This is a genomic window from Pseudomonas sp. RL_105y_Pfl2_101 (assembly GCF_963970585.1).
Lineage (GTDB): Bacteria > Pseudomonadota > Gammaproteobacteria > Pseudomonadales > Pseudomonadaceae > Aquipseudomonas.
Genome location: NZ_CAXAPG010000030.1, coordinates 25,552 through 41,503, shown reverse-complemented (window position 1 = coordinate 41,503; position 15,952 = coordinate 25,552). Strand labels below are relative to the sequence as shown.

Sequence of the window (15,952 nt, the reverse complement as noted above, 5' to 3'; positions counted from 1 at the left end):
GGAGGAAAAGGGAAGTACGGCGGCGCCGCACCTCCCTTCTGGGGACGAACCGGCGATACTTAAGGCTGCTGGGTCAATACCAGGCTGACCATGCCTTCGTAGCGACCGGCGTTGGCGATTACGCCAGCAGTGCTCTGGCGGATTTCCAGCATTTGCTCGATCGAGCCGCTGGTAGGGTCGCCACCTGGGAACAGGTCGGCGGCGGGTAACGTGACACCGGTGGTATTGAGCGCCCGACCGCCGTAGTTCACGCTCAGGGGAACGGCCGCGGCGGCGGGGTTGGTCATGTTGGCCAGGACTGGACTGGTGATCAGTCGCAAGGTCATGTCTTTGTTTGTGTCATTGCTGTAGATCCGCGTACTCAGGCTGGTTGGCCGCAGGCCAGCACCCGGCAGATACGCCATTTCCATGGACGGTGGCAGCGGGCTGCCATCGGACTGGAGGATTTCCAGCGTCGGGTCGACATCGGCAAAGACCATGATGCTCTTGTCTACTGCCATGGCGGGCAGCGAGGTCAGGGCGAGCAGGGCCAAGGGTGCGAACTTCATCAGTTTCATGGGGTTTTCCTCTTTTGCTATGGGTGAACGGGGGCCTGACCCCGTGCGCGAGCACGTGGCCTGGGTCAACAGTGGGGGATTAGCTTTCCGGCGTTACAGTGAGGGTGCGTGGACGCTTATCGTCGCTGGTCACGAAACGCACGAGCACATTGCCATTGGCGCCGGGTGTCGAGACAGGCAGCGTGCTGCCGGGGTAAAGGCTGCGGTTGACGTCGTTCCAGATGCAGTCTTTCTCGCCCTGGACGTCGGCACATCGACCGACCTGCAGCACACCGACGCGCAGTGTGCCGTCGTTGCGCAGTTCGTTGCCCTTGGGTTGCAGCTTGAGGCTGGTGCGACGCTCGTCGGGCAACAGACGTACCAAGGCACCCCAAATCAGGTTGACGCCGATCCTGGGTTTTACCCCGTCTGGCCCTGAATCGTCTTCCTCCGCCAGACCCGGTGCCGCGACCGGCTCGAAATAGACCCGATAGACGGTCTCTTCGCTGGGTATTGCCTGGGCGATGATCCGTATGGTGCGGCTCGCGCCAGGCGCCAGCACCGTGCGTTGTGGCGATACGACAATGCCCAGGGCATCGGCGGGCGACAGCGGGCTTTCATGTTCGTCCGGCGTGCCGGGGCGCTGGATCTGGGTCACGTTGACCTTGATGTACTGCACCTTGTCGGACTTGGAATGCAGTTGGATCTGGCCAATGCCATCCTGCTCGGCGCCGATGGTGCTGCTCATCGGGTACACGACCATGTTGGCGGTCGCTGGAAGCGCCAGGCTGATGGCGAGTGTCATGAAGGCCAGTTTGCCCAGGACAGCCCAGCGATGGGTAAGCGCTTGATACAAATGCATTTCAAACCTCAAACAAAGGAAGATGGACGATCAACGTTTCAATACCCTGAGTACAGGGGGCCTGTTTCGACCAAAACCTACGGTCATGCCACGAAAACACCGGCGCTTCGATAACGCCACGCGAGACCCACGTAGTACTTCTTTGTTGCTTCAAATCCTTCGCTATTTCCTGTGGGAAATTTCCGGAGTAAATTAATGTTTCAATGCCCCCTGCTTGCTGACTACTGCGAAATGGATGGGATTCCGAGTGCGCGCAGTCTTGGCGCGGCCGTGGTGCCGATTCTGATGAGGCGATGATGGCCGTTTTTTATGCCGGGGATTTTGGTGGAGTATATACACCGTGTCAATAGTGTTGGTGGAATATATACACGTTCGTTTGCGCGAAGAAATTGACCGCTGTGGTGTTTCGCTGGCGGCCGCGTCTCGCGCGGCGGGGGAATCGAGCCCGCAACGCTTGAAAGAAGTGGTCTCGGGGCGGCAGAAGTGCCCGGCCGATCTGGTGGCGAAACTGGTGGCGATCGGGGTGGACGTCCAATACATCCTGACGGGCCAGCGTGTGCAAACCGCGCCAGCCTTGGCGCCGGACGAAGAATTGCTATTGGATGGCTACCGTGCGCTGGATGGGGCGGGCAGGAAGCGGCTGATTGCCAGTTTGCTGTCGGGTTAACCTCAGGCCTCGGGACGATCGCGAGTCGTGTCGCGACAGCCTCATCAGTTGCCCCGCAAGAACATTTCCCGACTCAACCCATGGCGTTGCATCTTTTCATTGAAGGTGCGGCGCGGCAGTTGCAGTTCTTCGAGCACGGCTTTCACATCGCCTTTGTGCCGGGTCAGGGCGGCGCGCAGGCATTGGGCTTCGAAGGCTTCCTGCTGGGCCGCGAGGGACTGGCCAGGCTCCGTCTCCAGGACGGGCAGTTGATCGAGCCCCAACACCTGGCGTTCGGCGACGTTGGCCAGTTCTCGCACGTTGCCCGGCCAGTCGTGGCTAAGTAGGTGGCTCAACTGCGGGCTGCTCAGGGGCGCGGCGGGGCGGCCCAGGCGTTCGGCGGCGCTGTGGGTGAAGTGTTCGAACAGCAAGGGAATGTCCTCGCGCCGTTCACGCAGCGGCGGCAGGCGCAGCTCGGCGATGTTCAGGCGATAGGCCAGGTCTTCGCGAAAACGCCCGGCCCGGGCTTCGTCCAGCAGGTCGGGCTTGGTGGCGGCGATGATGCGCAAGTCCACATGGATGCTCTGGTTGGACCCCAGGCGTTCGAGCTTCTGTTCCTGCAACACCCGCAGCAACTTGGCCTGTTGGGCCAGGGGCATGCTCTCGATTTCGTCGAGAAACAGCGTGCCGCCGTCGGCGTATTCGAGCTTGCCGATGCGCTTGCCCTGGGCGCCGGTGAAGGCGCCGCTTTCATGGCCGAACAGTTCCGCCTCGAACAGCGGTTCGGGAATAGCCGCGCAGTTCAACGCGACGAAGGGCTTGCTCGCCCTCGGGCCGAAGTCATGCAGGCAACGGGCGACCAGTTCCTTGCCGCTGCCGGTTTCGCCGCGGATCAACACGTTGACCGGCAGTGCCGCCAAGTCCAGCACCTGGCGCCGCAGGTTTTGCAGCGCGCGGGAAACCCCCAGCAGCGTGCCATCGAGGCGGGCGCGGGCGTCGGCCTGTTCATGCAGACGACGGTTTTCCAGGACCAGGGTGCGCTTGTCCAAAGCCCGGCGCAGGCTGCCGAGCAGGGCCTCGGGGCTGAAGGGTTTCTCCAGGAAATCGTAGGCGCCGTCGCGCATGGCTTCCACGGCCATCGGTACGTCGCCGTGGCCGGTCAATAGAATCACCGGCAGGTCGGGATCGCGGCGGCGCACTTCGGCCAGCAGATCCAGGCCGCTGAGGCCGGGCATGCGCACATCGCTGAGGATCACCCCGGGGAAATGCTCCGGCAATCGGGCCAGACATTCGTCGGCGCGGCTGAACAACTGCACCTGGAACCCCGACAGGCTCAGCCACTGCTCGACGGCACTGCGAATGCTGCCTTCGTCATCCACGACCATGACTGAATCAAGCATGCAGTTGCGCCTCCTGATCGATGGGCAAGGTCACGCAGAATACCGCGCCGTGCTCATGGTTGTCCGCCGTCAGCCGTCCACCGGATTCATGGATGATGGCGAACGAAACCGCCAGCCCCAGGCCCAGGCCGTCGCCTACCGCCTTGGTGGTGAAAAACGGATCGAACACCTGGGCCAGATGCTCCTCGGCGATCCCGGTGCCGCTGTCGCTGATGGTCAGGCGCCACAATTGATCATCGGCCTCCAGGCGCACTTCCAGGCGCTTGATGGGGGTGTCGGCCATGGCGTCGAGAGCGTTGCGCAGCAGGTTGATCAACACCTGTTCGAGTCGAATCGCATCGCCGCGCACCCATGCCGGTCGCGTCAGGTGCAGCACGGTACTGATCTGCTCGTCGCGCAGGCGCGTGTCCAGCAGTTGCAGCGCCTGGTCCACCACCGCCGCCAAGTCCAGACGTTCGCGCAGGCCGCTGGGGCTTTTGCGGGCAAACGTCTTCAGGTGACCGGTGAGGGCGGCCATGCGGGTCAGCATGTCGTCCAGCGGCTTGAGGGCCTTGTAGGCGTCATCGACCCGACCGTGATCGAGCAGCAAGCGTAGAGTCGCCAATTGCATACGCTGGGCGGTCAAGGGCTGGTTGATTTCATGGGCCAGGGCCGCCGACATCTGCCCCAGAGCCGCCAGCTTGGCCGATTGCACCAGCCCGTCCTGGGCTGTGTGCAGGTCCCGGGTACGTTCTTCGACCAACCGTTCAAGCTCTTCGCGACTGCGCTGGCGCAACTTTGCCAGGCGCCAGCGCTGGTTGAGAAACAGCAACAGGAACACCAGCGCCAGCCACGACCCGGCGGCCGCGAACCCAGCGTTGCGACGGTCTTCGAAGGCGATCTGCGGCCGACGCAGCAAGTGCAGCGTCCAGCCTTCGGCGGTCAGTGGCAAGGACTCCCACAAGTAGTCCGCCGAGCCATCAGGCGTCTCGACCCGGGCCAGATGGCTATTGTCGTCAAAGCGTCGCCGGGGCTCATAGGTCAGCGGTTGCAACGGTTGTTTGTCGTATTGACGGGTGGCCTTGAGTTCGGCACGGTCGCTGTCGCTCAGCGGCTGCAAGTGGCGATAACGCCAACCCGGGCGGTTGGCGATGAAGATGATGCCCCGGGCATCGCTGACCAGCAGGGTGTCGTTGCCCTGGCGCCATTCGCGCTCCAGCTCCGGAAACTCCAGCTTTACCACCATCGCGCCGAGGAACTCGCCGTTGTCATCGGTTACGGCGCTGGAGAGAAAGTACCCCGGGATGCCGCTGGTCACGCCCACCGCATAAAAACGTCCGGTGCCCTGGGTGCGGGTCTGGAGGAAATAGGGCCGAAAGCCATAGTTGTGCCCGACATAGCTGCTGGGCAGGCGCCAGTTGCTGGCCGCGACGGCCAAGCCTGTGTGGTCGAGCAATTCCAAGGTGGATGACTGGGCGGCGCCATTGATCTGTTCCAGCTTGCGGTTCAACGCATCCTGCTGCGCCGCGCTGACCGGCCCCTTGAGGGCCGAGCGCAATTGCGGGTCCAGCGCCAGCACGGCAGGCAGGGCGCGGTAGCGTTCGATCAGGGTGTGCAGCGAAGTGGCATACAGCGCCAATTGCTGGTTGGCACGGCTGGCCTCTTCTTCCAGCGCCGCACGTTCGGCATGGCGCACGGCGAGGGTGGCGGCAACCGCGGCGCCGGTGAGGATCAGCAAGGTGTACAACGACAGACGCAAGGTACGGGAAGTCGGCAGCATGCTGGCGTAAACCAGTGGAAAGTCGGGCGGGCACGATAGCATGGCGGTTGCGTCAAGCCATCATGTACTTCGAGCCTGCCGCAGATCCTGTGGGAGCGAGCCTGCTCCCACAGGTTTGGCTGTGGCATCACTGCATAAAAAAAGGCCAGTGAGCTTGTCGCCCACCGGCCTTTTTCACCGCGCCAAAATGCCTGTTACTGCACTTCGACCGCCAGGCTGTCACTGATCTTCTTCTGCCAGATGGCGGGACCTGTGATGTGCACCGACTCGCCTTGGCTATCGACCGCAACGGTCACCGGCATGTCCTTGACCTCGAACTCGTAGATCGCTTCCATCCCCAGTTCGGCGAACGCCAGGACCTTGGATTTCTTGATCGCCTGGGCCACCAGGTAAGCGGCGCCGCCGACGGCCATCAGGTAGACCGCCTTGTTGTCCTTGATCGCTTCGATAGCGGTCGGGCCGCGCTCGGATTTGCCGATCATGCCCAACAGGCCGGTTTGCTCGAGGATCTGGCGGGTGAACTTGTCCATCCGCGTGGCGGTGGTCGGGCCGGCTGGGCCGACGACTTCGTCGCCTACCGGGTCGACTGGGCCGACGTAGTAGATGAAGCGGCCCTTGAGGTCCACTGGCAAGGTTTCACCCTTGTTCAGCATTTCCACCATGCGCTTGTGCGCCGCATCACGACCGGTGAGCATCTTGCCGTTGAGCAGCACGGTTTCACCCGGTTTCCAGCTCTGCACGTCTTCCGGGGTCAGGGTGTCGAGGTTGACGCGACGGGCCGATGGGCCGGCTTCCCAGACGATTTCCGGGTAGGCGTCCAACGGCGGCGCTTCCAGCGACGCCGGACCGCTGCCGTCGAGCACGAAGTGGGCGTGACGGGTGGCGGCGCAGTTGGGGATCATGCAGACCGGCAGGGAGGCGGCGTGGGTCGGGTAGTCCATGATCTTCACGTCGAGCACGGTGGTCAGGCCACCCAGGCCCTGGGCGCCGATGCCCAGTTGGTTGACCTTCTCGAACAGCTCCAGGCGCATCTCTTCGATACGGTTCTGCGGGCCGCGGGCCTTGAGCTCGTGGATGTCGATGGATTCCATCAACACTTCCTTGGCCATGACCGCGGCTTTCTCGGCGGTGCCACCGATGCCGATACCGAGCATGCCCGGTGGGCACCAGCCGGCACCCATGGTCGGAACGGTTTTCAGCACCCAGTCAACGATGGAGTCGGACGGGTTGAGCATGGCCATCTTCGACTTGTTCTCGGAGCCGCCGCCCTTGGCCGCCACGTCCACTTCCACGGTGTTGCCCGGGACGATGGAGTAGTGGATGACCGCCGGGGTGTTGTCCTTGGTGTTTTTACGTGCGCCTGCCGGGTCGGCGAGGATGGAGGCACGCAGGACGTTTTCCGGCAGGTTGTAGGCGCGACGCACGCCCTCGTTGATCATGTCGTCCAGGCCCATGGTCGCGCCATCCCAACGCACGTCCATGCCCACGCGCACGAACACGGTCACGATGCCGGTGTCCTGGCAGATCGGCCGATGGCCGGTGGCGCACATGCGCGAGTTGATCAGGATCTGCGCCATGGAGTCACGGGCCGCCGGCGATTCTTCGCGCAGGTAGGCTTCGTGCATCGCCTGGATGAAATCCACGGGGTGGTAGTAGGAAATGAACTGCAAAGCGTCGGCAACGCTCTGTATCAGGTCATTTTGCTTGATCACGGTCATGAGTCGCGCTCCTCTCTAAAGACGGGAACATTCAATAAGGTGCCGGCCGCTTGGGTGCATCGGTCGACGGGCGGCACCTCTATAAGGCACGCCGGGCATGCTGGCGCGACGCTAAAAAGGCGCGGCAGTATATCGCAGGCCGACCCCCTGTGGGAGCGAGCTTGCTCGCGATAGCGATGTGAGCTTGTGGGCGCACGGTTTGCCCGCGATGAAAATAACGCGCTCTCCCAGGAAATCGAGGCGTCTGCATCGCGAGCAAGCTTTGCTTTCACAGCCCAGCAGGGCGGTGTACAGGCCATGTGTAAGGCATCAAACAACTGCGTCAATCTGGGCCATTGCTTTGACGCCATTTTTCTGCTCCAGAATTGAATGGTCATTTGTCCTACACGCCACTAAAGTGGCGTCTGGCCTGTAGCGTAGGACGCCTCCTGTCAGTTTCCTTTCCCATGGTGAGTCAACGATTGACCCATAACGCCATTCAACGTCTTTTGCTGAAACGCTTCGCTTTGGCGGCCGCGACGTACGCGCTGGCACTGGTTTTGTTGTGGCTGGCATTTTTCAGTGGTCATTACCTCGATTCGTTGCGCGATGTCATCATCGGCAGCGTGTTGGTGGTGCTGTGCCAGGCCGGCCTGTTCGCGCTGTTTATCACCGACCGTAACCTGCGCTTCGCCGACCCGAGCCTCACCGAAGCGCAGGTGTTGATCGGCCTGGGTTGGCAGACCTGGATGATGGCGCACCTGGACCAGGCTCGGGGCGTGTTCCTGGTGTTTTACGTATTGATCCTGCTGTTCGGGCTGTTTCACCTGTCACGCCGGGCCTTCGTGCGCTGCGCGGCGCTGGTGTTCATCAGCTTCACCGCTATTACCCTGTGGGACGGCTACTTCTTCAGGCTTCCCGATCCCACCCTGGCTGGATTGCAGGTGGCCGTGCTGTTTCTCGTGCTGGTGTGGCTGGTGTTTTACGCCCGCTACGTCCAGATATCACGTCAGCGCATGCGCCAGCGGCGGTTTGCCTTGCAGGCGCACCAGGAAACCTTGCGCGGGATGATGCGCCAGCTCGAAGACCTGGTGGCCACCGATGAGCTGACCGGGTTGTTCAATCGCCGGCACTTCCTGCGCCTCGCTTCGCGTGAACTCAACACCCTCAGGCCCGGCATCGCCCATGGCCTGGCCCTGATCGACCTCGACCATTTCAAACGCATCAACGACCTGCACGGCCACGCTGCTGGTGATCAGGTGCTGCAGGCATTTGCCGCGGTCGCCACGGCGTGCCTGCGCGAGGGCGATGTATTGGCCCGTTATGGCGGCGAGGAATTCGTCATGCTGCTGCCCGCCTGCGATCCCCAGCGCCTGACGGCCTGCTGCGAGCGGCTGCGGCTGGCGTTCACCGAAGTCGAGCTGATCGGCCTGCAGGTCGGCACCCTCAGCTTGTCGGCGGGCTTGACGATGCTGGAAATGGGCGACGACCTGGACAACGCGTTGCAGCGTGCCGACCAGGCCCTGTACCGTGCCAAGCGAGACGGCCGCAACCGTTGCGCCGCCGCCTGGGAGAGCGTCGATGCCTGAACTGACAGTCGCCGGTCGGCAATGGACGGTGGCGGCGGGCAGTAACCTGCTGGACGCGTTGAACGGTGCCGGTGTGGCGGTGCCCTACAGTTGTCGCGCCGGTAGCTGCCACGCCTGCCTGGTGCAGTGTGTGGGCGGCGATGTGCGCGACAGTCGTCCCGATGCCTTGAACCCAGTGCAACGCGACCAGGGTTGGCGGCTGGCCTGCCAATGCCAGGTGGTCGAGGATGTGCAGATCCACACCTTCGACCCGCAACGCGACGGCCAGGCCGCTCATGTGGCGGCGGTGGATTGGCTCGGTGGCGAGGTGCTGCGCCTGCGCATCACCCCCGAGCGGTCGCTGCGGTATCAGGCCGGGCAGCACCTGGTGCTGTGGGCCGGCGACGTGGCCCGGCCCTATTCCCTGGCGAGCCTGCCGGAGGAGGACCGTTTCCTGGAGTTCCACCTCGATTGCCGCGAGCCCGGCCAATTCATTGATGCCGCCCGGCAGATGAAGGCCAGTGATCCGATCCGCCTGGGCGAGTTGCGCGGCGGTGCCCTGCATTACGACCCCGACTGGCACGACAGGCCGCTGTGGCTGTTCGCGGCCGGCACTGGCCTGGCGCCGTTGTTTGGCTTGCTGCGCGAAGCTTTGCGTCAGCATCACCAAGGTGCGATTCGCCTTATTCACGTGGCCCATGATGCGACCGGGCATTACCTGGCCAAACCCCTGGCGGCGCTGGCAGCCAAGCATAAAAACCTCAGCGTGGAGCTGCTGACCGCCGTCGAGGCACCGTCCGCCTTGGCGCAACTGCGGCTTGTTTCGCGGCAGACCCAAGCCTTACTCTGCGGCCATCCCGACCGGGTCGAGGCCTTTGCCAAGCGCTTGTACCTGGCCGGCTTGCCGCGCAATCAACTGCTGGCCGACGTTTTCCTGCCCCGTGGTTGAGCGTTTCCAGGCCGGGAACAGTTGCGCAAGGTGATTGAAGAAGTGGGCTGGCAGTTCACCCAGCGCTTGCGCTCGCCCGAGGCGCCACATTTCTGGCAGGCAAAAACCAAAAAGCCCCGCCATTCACATGGCAGGGCTTTTGTTTTTCAGCTCGGTCACTCAGACCATCGGGTCGCCCACATGCAGGATCTTCATCCCGTTGGTACCGCCGATGGTGTGGTAGCTGTCGCCTTTGGTCAAGATGACCCAGTCGCCGGTCTGCACCACGCCACGCTTGACCAGTTCATCCACCGCCGCCTGGCTGACTTCGCCCGGTTGCAGGGCGGCTGGGTCGAACGGCACGGTGTAGACGCCACGGAACATCGATGCGCGGGCCTGGGTTTCACGGTGCGGGGAGAACGCGTAGATCGGCACCGAGGAGCGGATGCGCGACATGATCAGCGGCGTGTAGCCACTTTCGGTCAGGGCGATGATCGCCTTCACGCCCGGGAAGTGGTTGGCGGTGTACATCGTCGCCAGGGCGATGCTTTCGTCGCAGCGCTCGAAGGTCTTGCCGATGCGGTGGCTGGAGGTCTTGCTGGTCGGGTGCTTTTCAGCGCCGATGCAGATGCGTGCCATGGCCTGTACCGCTTCGAGCGGGTAGAGGCCGGCGGCGCTTTCGGCCGAAAGCATCACGGCGTCGGTGTAGTCGAGTACGGCGTTGGCTACGTCGGACACTTCGGCGCGGGTCGGCATCGGGTTCTGGATCATCGACTCCATCATCTGGGTCGCGACAATCACGGCTTTATTGTGGCGGCGTGCGTGCAGAATGATCTTCTTCTGGATACCCACCAGCTCGGCGTCGCCAATTTCCACGCCCAGGTCACCACGGGCCACCATCACGGCGTCGGACGCCTTGATCAGGCCATCAAGGGTTTCGTCGTTGGCCACGGCTTCGGCGCGTTCGATCTTGGCCACCAGCCAGGCCGTACCGCCGGCTTCGTCGCGCAGTTGACGGGCGTATTCCATGTCGGCGGCGTCACGGGGGAAGGACACGGCGAGGTAGTCGACTTCCATTTCCGCGGCCAGCTTGATGTCGGCTTTGTCTTTTTCGGTCAGGGCCGGTGCGGTCAGGCCACCACCGCGTCGGTTGATGCCTTTGTGGTCCGACAACGGGCCACCGATGGTCACGACGCAGTTCAGTTCAGTGGCGGTGGCGGTCTCGACGCGCATCACCACGCGACCGTCGTCGAGCAGCAGTTCGTCGCCGACGCCGCAGTCCTTGACCAGGTCCGGGTAGTCGATGCCGACCACTTGCTGGTTGCCTTCGGTCAGCGGATGGCTGGTGGAGAAGGTGAAGGCGTCACCGATCTTCAGCTCGATGCGCTTGTTGGCGAATTTGGCGATACGGATCTTCGGGCCTTGCAGGTCACCCAGCAGGGCCACGAAGCGGCCGTGCTTGGCGGCGAGGTCGCGCACCAGCTTGGCACGAGCCTTGTGCTCGTCGGGGGTGCCGTGGGAGAAATTCAGGCGGGCAACGTCCAGGCCAGCCAGAATCAGCTGTTCGAGAACTTCCGGCGAATTACTGGCCGGGCCAAGGGTAGCGACGATTTTGGTGCGACGGACGGACATGCAAGACTCCTCAAGTTCAAGCGCCAGCGAAGGCTACTATGCTCTTTGGGTGTAGTCATTGTTCATATGCACTACTTTTTCGTTTGTTTTTCGAAATGAACATTCCTGAAAATTTTTGCGCCTTGTGAAAGGGTGCCCCCCTTTGCAATGTGAACTCATCCTGTAGGAGCTGCCGAGTGCAACGAGGCTGCGATCTTTCCCCAGACAATTGAGTTTCAAGCGAAAGATCAAAAGATCGTCCGAACGCGGCCCGAGCCTTCGGCATCTCCTACAGATTTTCCCACCCAGGTCGATACAGAGCTCAAGACAGGAGAACCTCCCATGCGATTCGTGCTTTTTGTTGCCCTGGCCCTGAGCGTCACGGGCTGTACCCGTTGGTCGATGAACCATCACATGAACCTGGCCTACAAGGCCTATGACCGCGGCAATTGCGAGCAGGTCATGCTCGAACTGTCCCAGGTCGACCGCGCCAGCCGTGCCCGCCGCTATATACAGCCGGAAGTCTCGATGCTGCGCGGCCAGTGCCTGGAACGGCAGAAGCTGTTTATCGATGCGGCGCAAACCTACCAGTTCATCATCACCCAATACCCCAACAGCGAATACGCTTTCCGCGCCCGTGCCCGGCTCGAGACCCTGCAGAGCCTGGGCCATTACCCTACCCGTAGCGCCTCGGCGATCCGTCCTACTGCGTCTTGACCCCTCCCCCCGGCCAGGCGTCATCCCTGGCCACCGCTTCTATCTGTCTTGTTTATGAAATTTAATTCATGAGGCTGGTCGTCATTCCACCTTGGGCTATATTTGTACAAGTCGTAGTTAGAGCTAGATCTCTACTTTCTAGAAGCACCTGAGACCGGCAGAAACAGGCTCAAGACGATTGACAGCGTCTGGCACCGGTATTGGGGAGAGCGGGCTCGTTTGGGTTCGTTCCGAAGTGATCGGTAGGCCCGGTATGTGGCCGCTAAGAAAGCGATACAAGACATGTACAAGGAACGCCGAATCGAACGGCATCAGTTGCCGTATTTTCTCAGAGTGTTCAACGGTATCAACGACAGGCCCATCGGCTTTTTGGGCAATGTTTCTGACAATGGGCTGATGCTGATCAGCCCGTTGCCGTTGATGATCGGTGCGGATTTTGACCTGCACCTGAAAATCCCCGCCGACGAAGGGCCACAGCAAAACATCAAGTTGAAAGCCAGGTGCCTGTGGTGTCATGAAGATGTGACCCCGCAGCATTTCGACGCCGGTTTCAGCCTGCTGTGGGCACCACCGGACTACGGGGAGCTGGTGAGCGCGTTGCGGCAGTATTTCAGTTTTTATCCGTTGTCGGCCTCGGCCTGAGCGCCCATTTGATTGTTGTTGGGGCACCACTTGTGGGAGCGAGCCTGCTCGCGATGGCGATTTCAAGTACGCCATCGCGAGCAGGCTCGCTCCCACAGGTTGCGCATTAACTACTAGATATTATTCAGTCGCCTGCACTTGCGCAGCCTTCAGCGCTGAACCCTCGCTTCGTTATCCAGCATCCTCTCCAGCAACAACACCCCCATCTCGCCCATCTCGCCCATCTGGTGAATCGCCAGCGCCAGGTTGCGCGGGGCGCCTTCCAGGTCTTCCGATAGATCCAGGATCAGCGTGCTCACCGAACAGAAGGTTTCGTAGGTGTGCGCGAGCATGCCTTCGGGGTCGGCGTCGGGGGCGACGATGAAGTAATCCGGTTGTGTGTAAGGTTTTTTGTCGGGTTGGCCGTGGTTGGGCTTGAGGTAGTAGTCGAGGGCTCTTTGAGCCGCTTCGTCGAGCTTTTCGGGGTCGGGGGTTTCGTGGGGTGGATTTGGGGTCGGCTTGATCATTTACTGCTCCTTTAGAAATGGAGCCGTCACTTTTTCGCGACTAAACGAAGGGGGTGGCGGCTGTACGCAGGTTAGTCGACCGGGAGGAGTAGCAAAACCGGCGCGCCCGAGAGCGCCCTGCGTACAGTCACCATCAAGTGCAGGGATAGGGAGGCCTGACTGGATGACGCTTGTGCACACGCTACTACTGCCCGGGCGACTAAACCCGATCGCTGGGTATCAGCGACGCGAATCAAGTTACGGGGCAAGGCCAAGGTGCACAAGCCGGCGGATTCTGGCGGATCTGTAGTCCGTTGCGCAAGGCGCTGTAGTTAATCGGACTTTTGCTGGCTCGCTGTAGGACCAATGCGGTCCCGCATGACCGGACGGGCGCTCCAGTGCGAAGCGCTCCCCAAAAGGGGGGGCTGCGCAGCCCGGCGGGAGCAAGCTCCCTCGCCACGCGTTCATCGTTTTTCTTAAGGGATCAGCTTCAGGCGGTCCCGGCCTTTTTCCAGGCCAGGTATTGGCTCACCAGGTCCGCGCCCAACTCACTGGGGCGCGAATCCAGGGTTGGCACACCATGGGCGGCCAGTTGCTTGTGCAGCTCGGCCCGTGCGTTCAAATAGTCCACCGTCCCGCAGTAAGCCAAGGCTTGCGGCAGGGTTTGCACCGGCGTCTGGCGCAACCGGTCTAGGGCCTCTTCCCGCAGGCTGGCCACCAGCACCCGATGCTGCTGGCCCAACCGTTTGACGGCCGCGAGCAGATCCGCGTCGTCCTCATCCCGCAAGTTGGTCACCAGCACCACCAGGGCCCGGCGTTTTTGCCGGGCCAACAATTGAGTGACGGCGGCCTGGTAATCGGCGGGGCGTTGGCTGCTGTCGAGGTCGTACACGGTGTTGAGCAGGACGTTGAGCTGGCCGGTGCCTTTGACTGGGGCAAGGTAGCGGTTTTGCTCGCTGGCGAAGGTACTCAAGCCCACGGCATCGCCCTGGCGCAGGGCGGTGTAGCTGAGCAGCAGGCACGCATTGAGGGCGTGGTCGAAATGCGCCAGCTCGCCGTCCTGGCTGCGCATGCGCCGGCCGCAGTCGAGCATAAAGATGATCTGCTGGTCGCGCTCGTCTTCGTATTCCCGGGCAATCGGCGTGCGATGGCGGGCCGTGGCTTTCCAGTCGATCTGGCGCAGGCTGTCGCCCTCGCGAAATTCGCGCAGTTGATGGAATTCCTGCCCCTGGCCACGGCGTTGACGCTGGCGGATGCCGAGTTGGCTGAGCCAGTTGTCCACCGCCAGCAGTTGACCGTCGTAGAGCCTGGCGAAATCCGGGTAGACGCGGGTGTGGTCGACGGCGTCCAGCAGGCGTTTGTCGGCCCACAGGCCCAGCGGGCTTGGCAGGTTGGTTTCGCAGTGGGCGAAGGTGAAATGACCGCGCTTGAGCGGGCGCAGGCGGTAGCCGACCTGGCTGCGCTGGCCGGGTTGCAGTTCGACCGACAGCGGCAGGTTTTCGAAGTCCAGGCCGTCGGGTACATGGTCGAAAAGCTGCACGTGCAGCGGTTGGGCAAAGTCATGGCTGATGTCCAAGCGGATTTCACCCCAGCGGCCCAGGGCCAGGCTGCCGGGCATTTGCCGTTGCACCCGGGGCGAGGGCAGGCGCCGGACGCGCACCGCGTCGAGCAGCGCCAGGGCCAGCACAGCCAGCAGCAACCCCCAGTTGATCGACAGCAGCGTCGATGGCACCGCCATGCCCAAGGCCCGTAGCGCGCCGAGCACGATGCTCACGGCCAGCAGCACGGCGAGCCAGGTCAGCAGCAGGCGTGAGGGTTTCATGGGTGCATTTCCATGACAGGGCAGCAACCCATTGTGGCGAGGGGATTTATGTGGGAGCAAAGCTTGCTCGCGAAACAGGCACCTCGATTTCTGCGAGAGCGCCTCGCTTTCATCGCGGGCAAGCTTTGCTCCCCCATAGATTCCCTTGCCATCACAGGTATCTGCGGCATGGTGTTACTCACAGCCGCGGCGCCGGCACTTGATCGAGCAGTTGCTCCAGCACCTGGTCCACCGACAGCCCTTCGATGTCCAGTTCCGGCGCCAGACGTACGCGATGGCGCAGCACGGCCAGGGCGCAGCCCTTGATGTCATCCGGTACCACGAACTCGCCTGCGCGCAACAACGCCCGCGCCCGGGCGCAACGTACCAGTGCGATCGAGGCGCGAGGCCCGGCGCCGAGGGTCAAGCCCGGCCAGCTACGGGTGGTGCGGGCCAGGCGCACGGCGTAATCGAGTACCTGGTCGTCCATCGGCAGGTCGCTTGCGATGCGTTGCAGCGCTTGCACGTCCTTGGCCTGCAACACCACGCGCAGCGGCTGTACGTCGAGCATGTCGGCGCGGGTCGAGCGGCTGACCTGGCGCACCATGTCCAGTTCCTGGTCGGCGTCCGGGTAGTCCATGCGTACCTTGAGCATGAAGCGGTCGAGCTCGGCCTCCGGCAGCGGGTAGGTGCCTTCCTGTTCGATGGGGTTCTGGGTGGCGAGCACCATGAACGGCTGGCTAATGGGCAATGCGCGGCCTTCGAGGGTGACCTGGCGTTCCTGCATGGCTTCGAGCAGCGCGGCCTGGGTCTTGGCCGGCGCGCGGTTGATCTCGTCGGCCAGCAGCAGGTTGGTGAACACCGGGCCCTTGCGCAGCTTGAACTGCTCGGTCTGCAAGTCGTACACCGCGTGCCCAGTAACATCGCTGGGCATCAGGTCCGGGGTGAACTGGATGCGCGCGAACTCGCCGTTGAAACACCGGGCCAAGGCCCGCACTAGCAAGGTCTTGCCCAGCCCGGGAACGCCTTCTAGCAGCACGTGCCCGCCGGCGATCAGTGCCGTGAGCACATCGTCGATCACGCTGGCCTGGCCGACCACCGCCTTGCGCAGCTCGGTGCGGATGGCCTGGGCCAACTGACTGGCGCGCTGGCGCTGTTGGGCGGCGTGGGCCTGGCCGTCGACAGGTTCGTTTTGTTCAGTCGTCAATTCTGGCGTTCTCCTAACGGTTAAATCCTGTGACTAGCGACATGATGTCGTTACATGATCTGGCGCTTTCATGCCTTGCAGTGCTGGGCGGTG

The 15,952-nt window shown here is 62.6% G+C and carries 14 protein-coding genes; 5 read left to right on the top strand and 9 right to left on the bottom strand.

Going from position 1 to position 15,952, the window contains the following annotated elements; genetic code table 11:
• Window positions 1-59 precede the first annotated feature (59 nt).
• Entirely contained in the window at window positions 60-557 is a 498-nt protein-coding gene (locus AACY31_RS23380; RefSeq protein WP_339475640.1) for a CS1 type fimbrial major subunit, read from the bottom strand.
• 79 nt (window positions 558-636) lie between these two features.
• On the bottom strand, window positions 637-1,398 hold the full coding sequence (locus tag AACY31_RS23375) for a hypothetical protein (protein WP_339475637.1): 762 nt from the start codon (window positions 1,396-1,398) through the stop codon (window positions 637-639).
• A gap of 340 nt (window positions 1,399-1,738) precedes the next feature.
• Here AACY31_RS23375 and AACY31_RS23370 point away from each other — a divergent pair, with 340 nt between their 5' ends.
• Window positions 1,739-2,065: a hypothetical protein gene (locus AACY31_RS23370; protein WP_339475635.1), complete on the top strand. Its 327-nt coding sequence runs from the start codon at window positions 1,739-1,741 to the stop codon at window positions 2,063-2,065.
• Window positions 2,066-2,109: 44 nt separating this feature from the next.
• On the opposite strand, the gene AACY31_RS23365 is transcribed toward AACY31_RS23370, so the two are convergent.
• The 3 genes from AACY31_RS23365 to AACY31_RS23355 all read right to left on the bottom strand — a co-directional run bounded on the left by AACY31_RS23365 (window position 2,110) and on the right by AACY31_RS23355 (window position 6,921).
• Window positions 2,110-3,444, bottom strand: a complete 1,335-nt coding sequence (locus tag AACY31_RS23365; protein ID WP_339475632.1) for a sigma-54-dependent transcriptional regulator — start codon at window positions 3,442-3,444, stop codon at window positions 2,110-2,112.
• Complete coding sequence (locus AACY31_RS23360) at window positions 3,437-5,203, bottom strand: sensor histidine kinase (RefSeq protein WP_339492057.1); 1,767 nt, start codon at window positions 5,201-5,203, stop codon at window positions 3,437-3,439. The genes AACY31_RS23365 and AACY31_RS23360 overlap by 8 nt, the downstream gene beginning before the upstream one ends.
• Before the next feature lie 194 nt (window positions 5,204-5,397).
• A complete protein-coding gene (locus AACY31_RS23355; protein ID WP_339475626.1) occupies window positions 5,398-6,921 on the bottom strand; it encodes a fumarate hydratase in 1,524 nt (507 codons plus the stop codon).
• A 461-nt stretch (window positions 6,922-7,382) separates the two neighbouring features.
• Here AACY31_RS23355 and AACY31_RS23350 point away from each other — a divergent pair, with 461 nt between their 5' ends.
• A complete protein-coding gene (locus AACY31_RS23350) occupies window positions 7,383-8,489 on the top strand; it encodes a GGDEF domain-containing protein (protein ID WP_339475623.1) in 1,107 nt (368 codons plus the stop codon).
• A complete protein-coding gene (locus AACY31_RS23345; protein ID WP_339475621.1) occupies window positions 8,482-9,417 on the top strand; it encodes an iron-sulfur-binding ferredoxin reductase in 936 nt (311 codons plus the stop codon). Before AACY31_RS23350 ends, AACY31_RS23345 begins: the two co-directional genes overlap by 8 nt.
• A gap of 159 nt (window positions 9,418-9,576) precedes the next feature.
• Here AACY31_RS23345 and pyk read toward each other — a convergent pair whose 3' ends face one another.
• On the bottom strand, window positions 9,577-11,028 hold the full coding sequence (pyk, locus tag AACY31_RS23340) for a pyruvate kinase (RefSeq protein WP_339475618.1): 1,452 nt from the start codon (window positions 11,026-11,028) through the stop codon (window positions 9,577-9,579).
• A 321-nt stretch (window positions 11,029-11,349) separates the two neighbouring features.
• Here pyk and AACY31_RS23335 point away from each other — a divergent pair, with 321 nt between their 5' ends.
• Both AACY31_RS23335 and AACY31_RS23330 read left to right on the top strand, forming a co-directional pair.
• Window positions 11,350-11,724 (top strand): tetratricopeptide repeat protein, encoded by a 375-nt coding sequence (locus tag AACY31_RS23335; protein ID WP_339475616.1) that lies wholly within the window; start codon window positions 11,350-11,352, stop codon window positions 11,722-11,724.
• A gap of 282 nt (window positions 11,725-12,006) precedes the next feature.
• Entirely contained in the window at window positions 12,007-12,366 is a 360-nt protein-coding gene (locus AACY31_RS23330) for a PilZ domain-containing protein (RefSeq protein ID WP_339475613.1), read from the top strand.
• A gap of 149 nt (window positions 12,367-12,515) precedes the next feature.
• On the opposite strand, the gene AACY31_RS23325 is transcribed toward AACY31_RS23330, so the two are convergent.
• From AACY31_RS23325 to AACY31_RS23315, 3 genes are all read right to left on the bottom strand, one after another.
• Window positions 12,516-12,872, bottom strand: a complete 357-nt coding sequence (locus AACY31_RS23325) for a DUF6124 family protein (RefSeq protein WP_339475611.1) — start codon at window positions 12,870-12,872, stop codon at window positions 12,516-12,518.
• A 469-nt stretch (window positions 12,873-13,341) separates the two neighbouring features.
• Window positions 13,342-14,673, bottom strand: coding sequence for a DUF58 domain-containing protein (locus AACY31_RS23320; protein ID WP_339475609.1), 1,332 nt, complete (start codon window positions 14,671-14,673; stop codon window positions 13,342-13,344).
• Between the two features lie 178 nt (window positions 14,674-14,851).
• Entirely contained in the window at window positions 14,852-15,859 is a 1,008-nt protein-coding gene (locus AACY31_RS23315) for an AAA family ATPase (RefSeq protein ID WP_339475607.1), read from the bottom strand.
• Window positions 15,860-15,952 lie beyond the last annotated feature (93 nt).

Coding starts and splice junctions, on each gene's coding strand:
- AACY31_RS23380 (WP_339475640.1), bottom strand. CDS start 557: ATGAAACTGATGAAGTTCGCACCCTTGGCCCTGCTCGCCCTGACCTCG.
- AACY31_RS23375 (WP_339475637.1), bottom strand. CDS start 1,398: ATGCATTTGTATCAAGCGCTTACCCATCGCTGGGCTGTCCTGGGCAAA.
- AACY31_RS23365 (WP_339475632.1), bottom strand. CDS start 3,444: ATGCTTGATTCAGTCATGGTCGTGGATGACGAAGGCAGCATTCGCAGT.
- AACY31_RS23360 (WP_339492057.1), bottom strand. CDS start 5,203: ATGCTGCCGACTTCCCGTACCTTGCGTCTGTCGTTGTACACCTTGCTG.
- AACY31_RS23355 (WP_339475626.1), bottom strand. CDS start 6,921: ATGACCGTGATCAAGCAAAATGACCTGATACAGAGCGTTGCCGACGCT.
- AACY31_RS23345 (WP_339475621.1), top strand. CDS start 8,482: ATGCCTGAACTGACAGTCGCCGGTCGGCAATGGACGGTGGCGGCGGGC.
- pyk (WP_339475618.1), bottom strand. CDS start 11,028: ATGTCCGTCCGTCGCACCAAAATCGTCGCTACCCTTGGCCCGGCCAGT.
- AACY31_RS23335 (WP_339475616.1), top strand. CDS start 11,350: ATGCGATTCGTGCTTTTTGTTGCCCTGGCCCTGAGCGTCACGGGCTGT.
- AACY31_RS23330 (WP_339475613.1), top strand. CDS start 12,007: ATGTACAAGGAACGCCGAATCGAACGGCATCAGTTGCCGTATTTTCTC.
- AACY31_RS23325 (WP_339475611.1), bottom strand. CDS start 12,872: ATGATCAAGCCGACCCCAAATCCACCCCACGAAACCCCCGACCCCGAA.
- AACY31_RS23320 (WP_339475609.1), bottom strand. CDS start 14,673: ATGAAACCCTCACGCCTGCTGCTGACCTGGCTCGCCGTGCTGCTGGCC.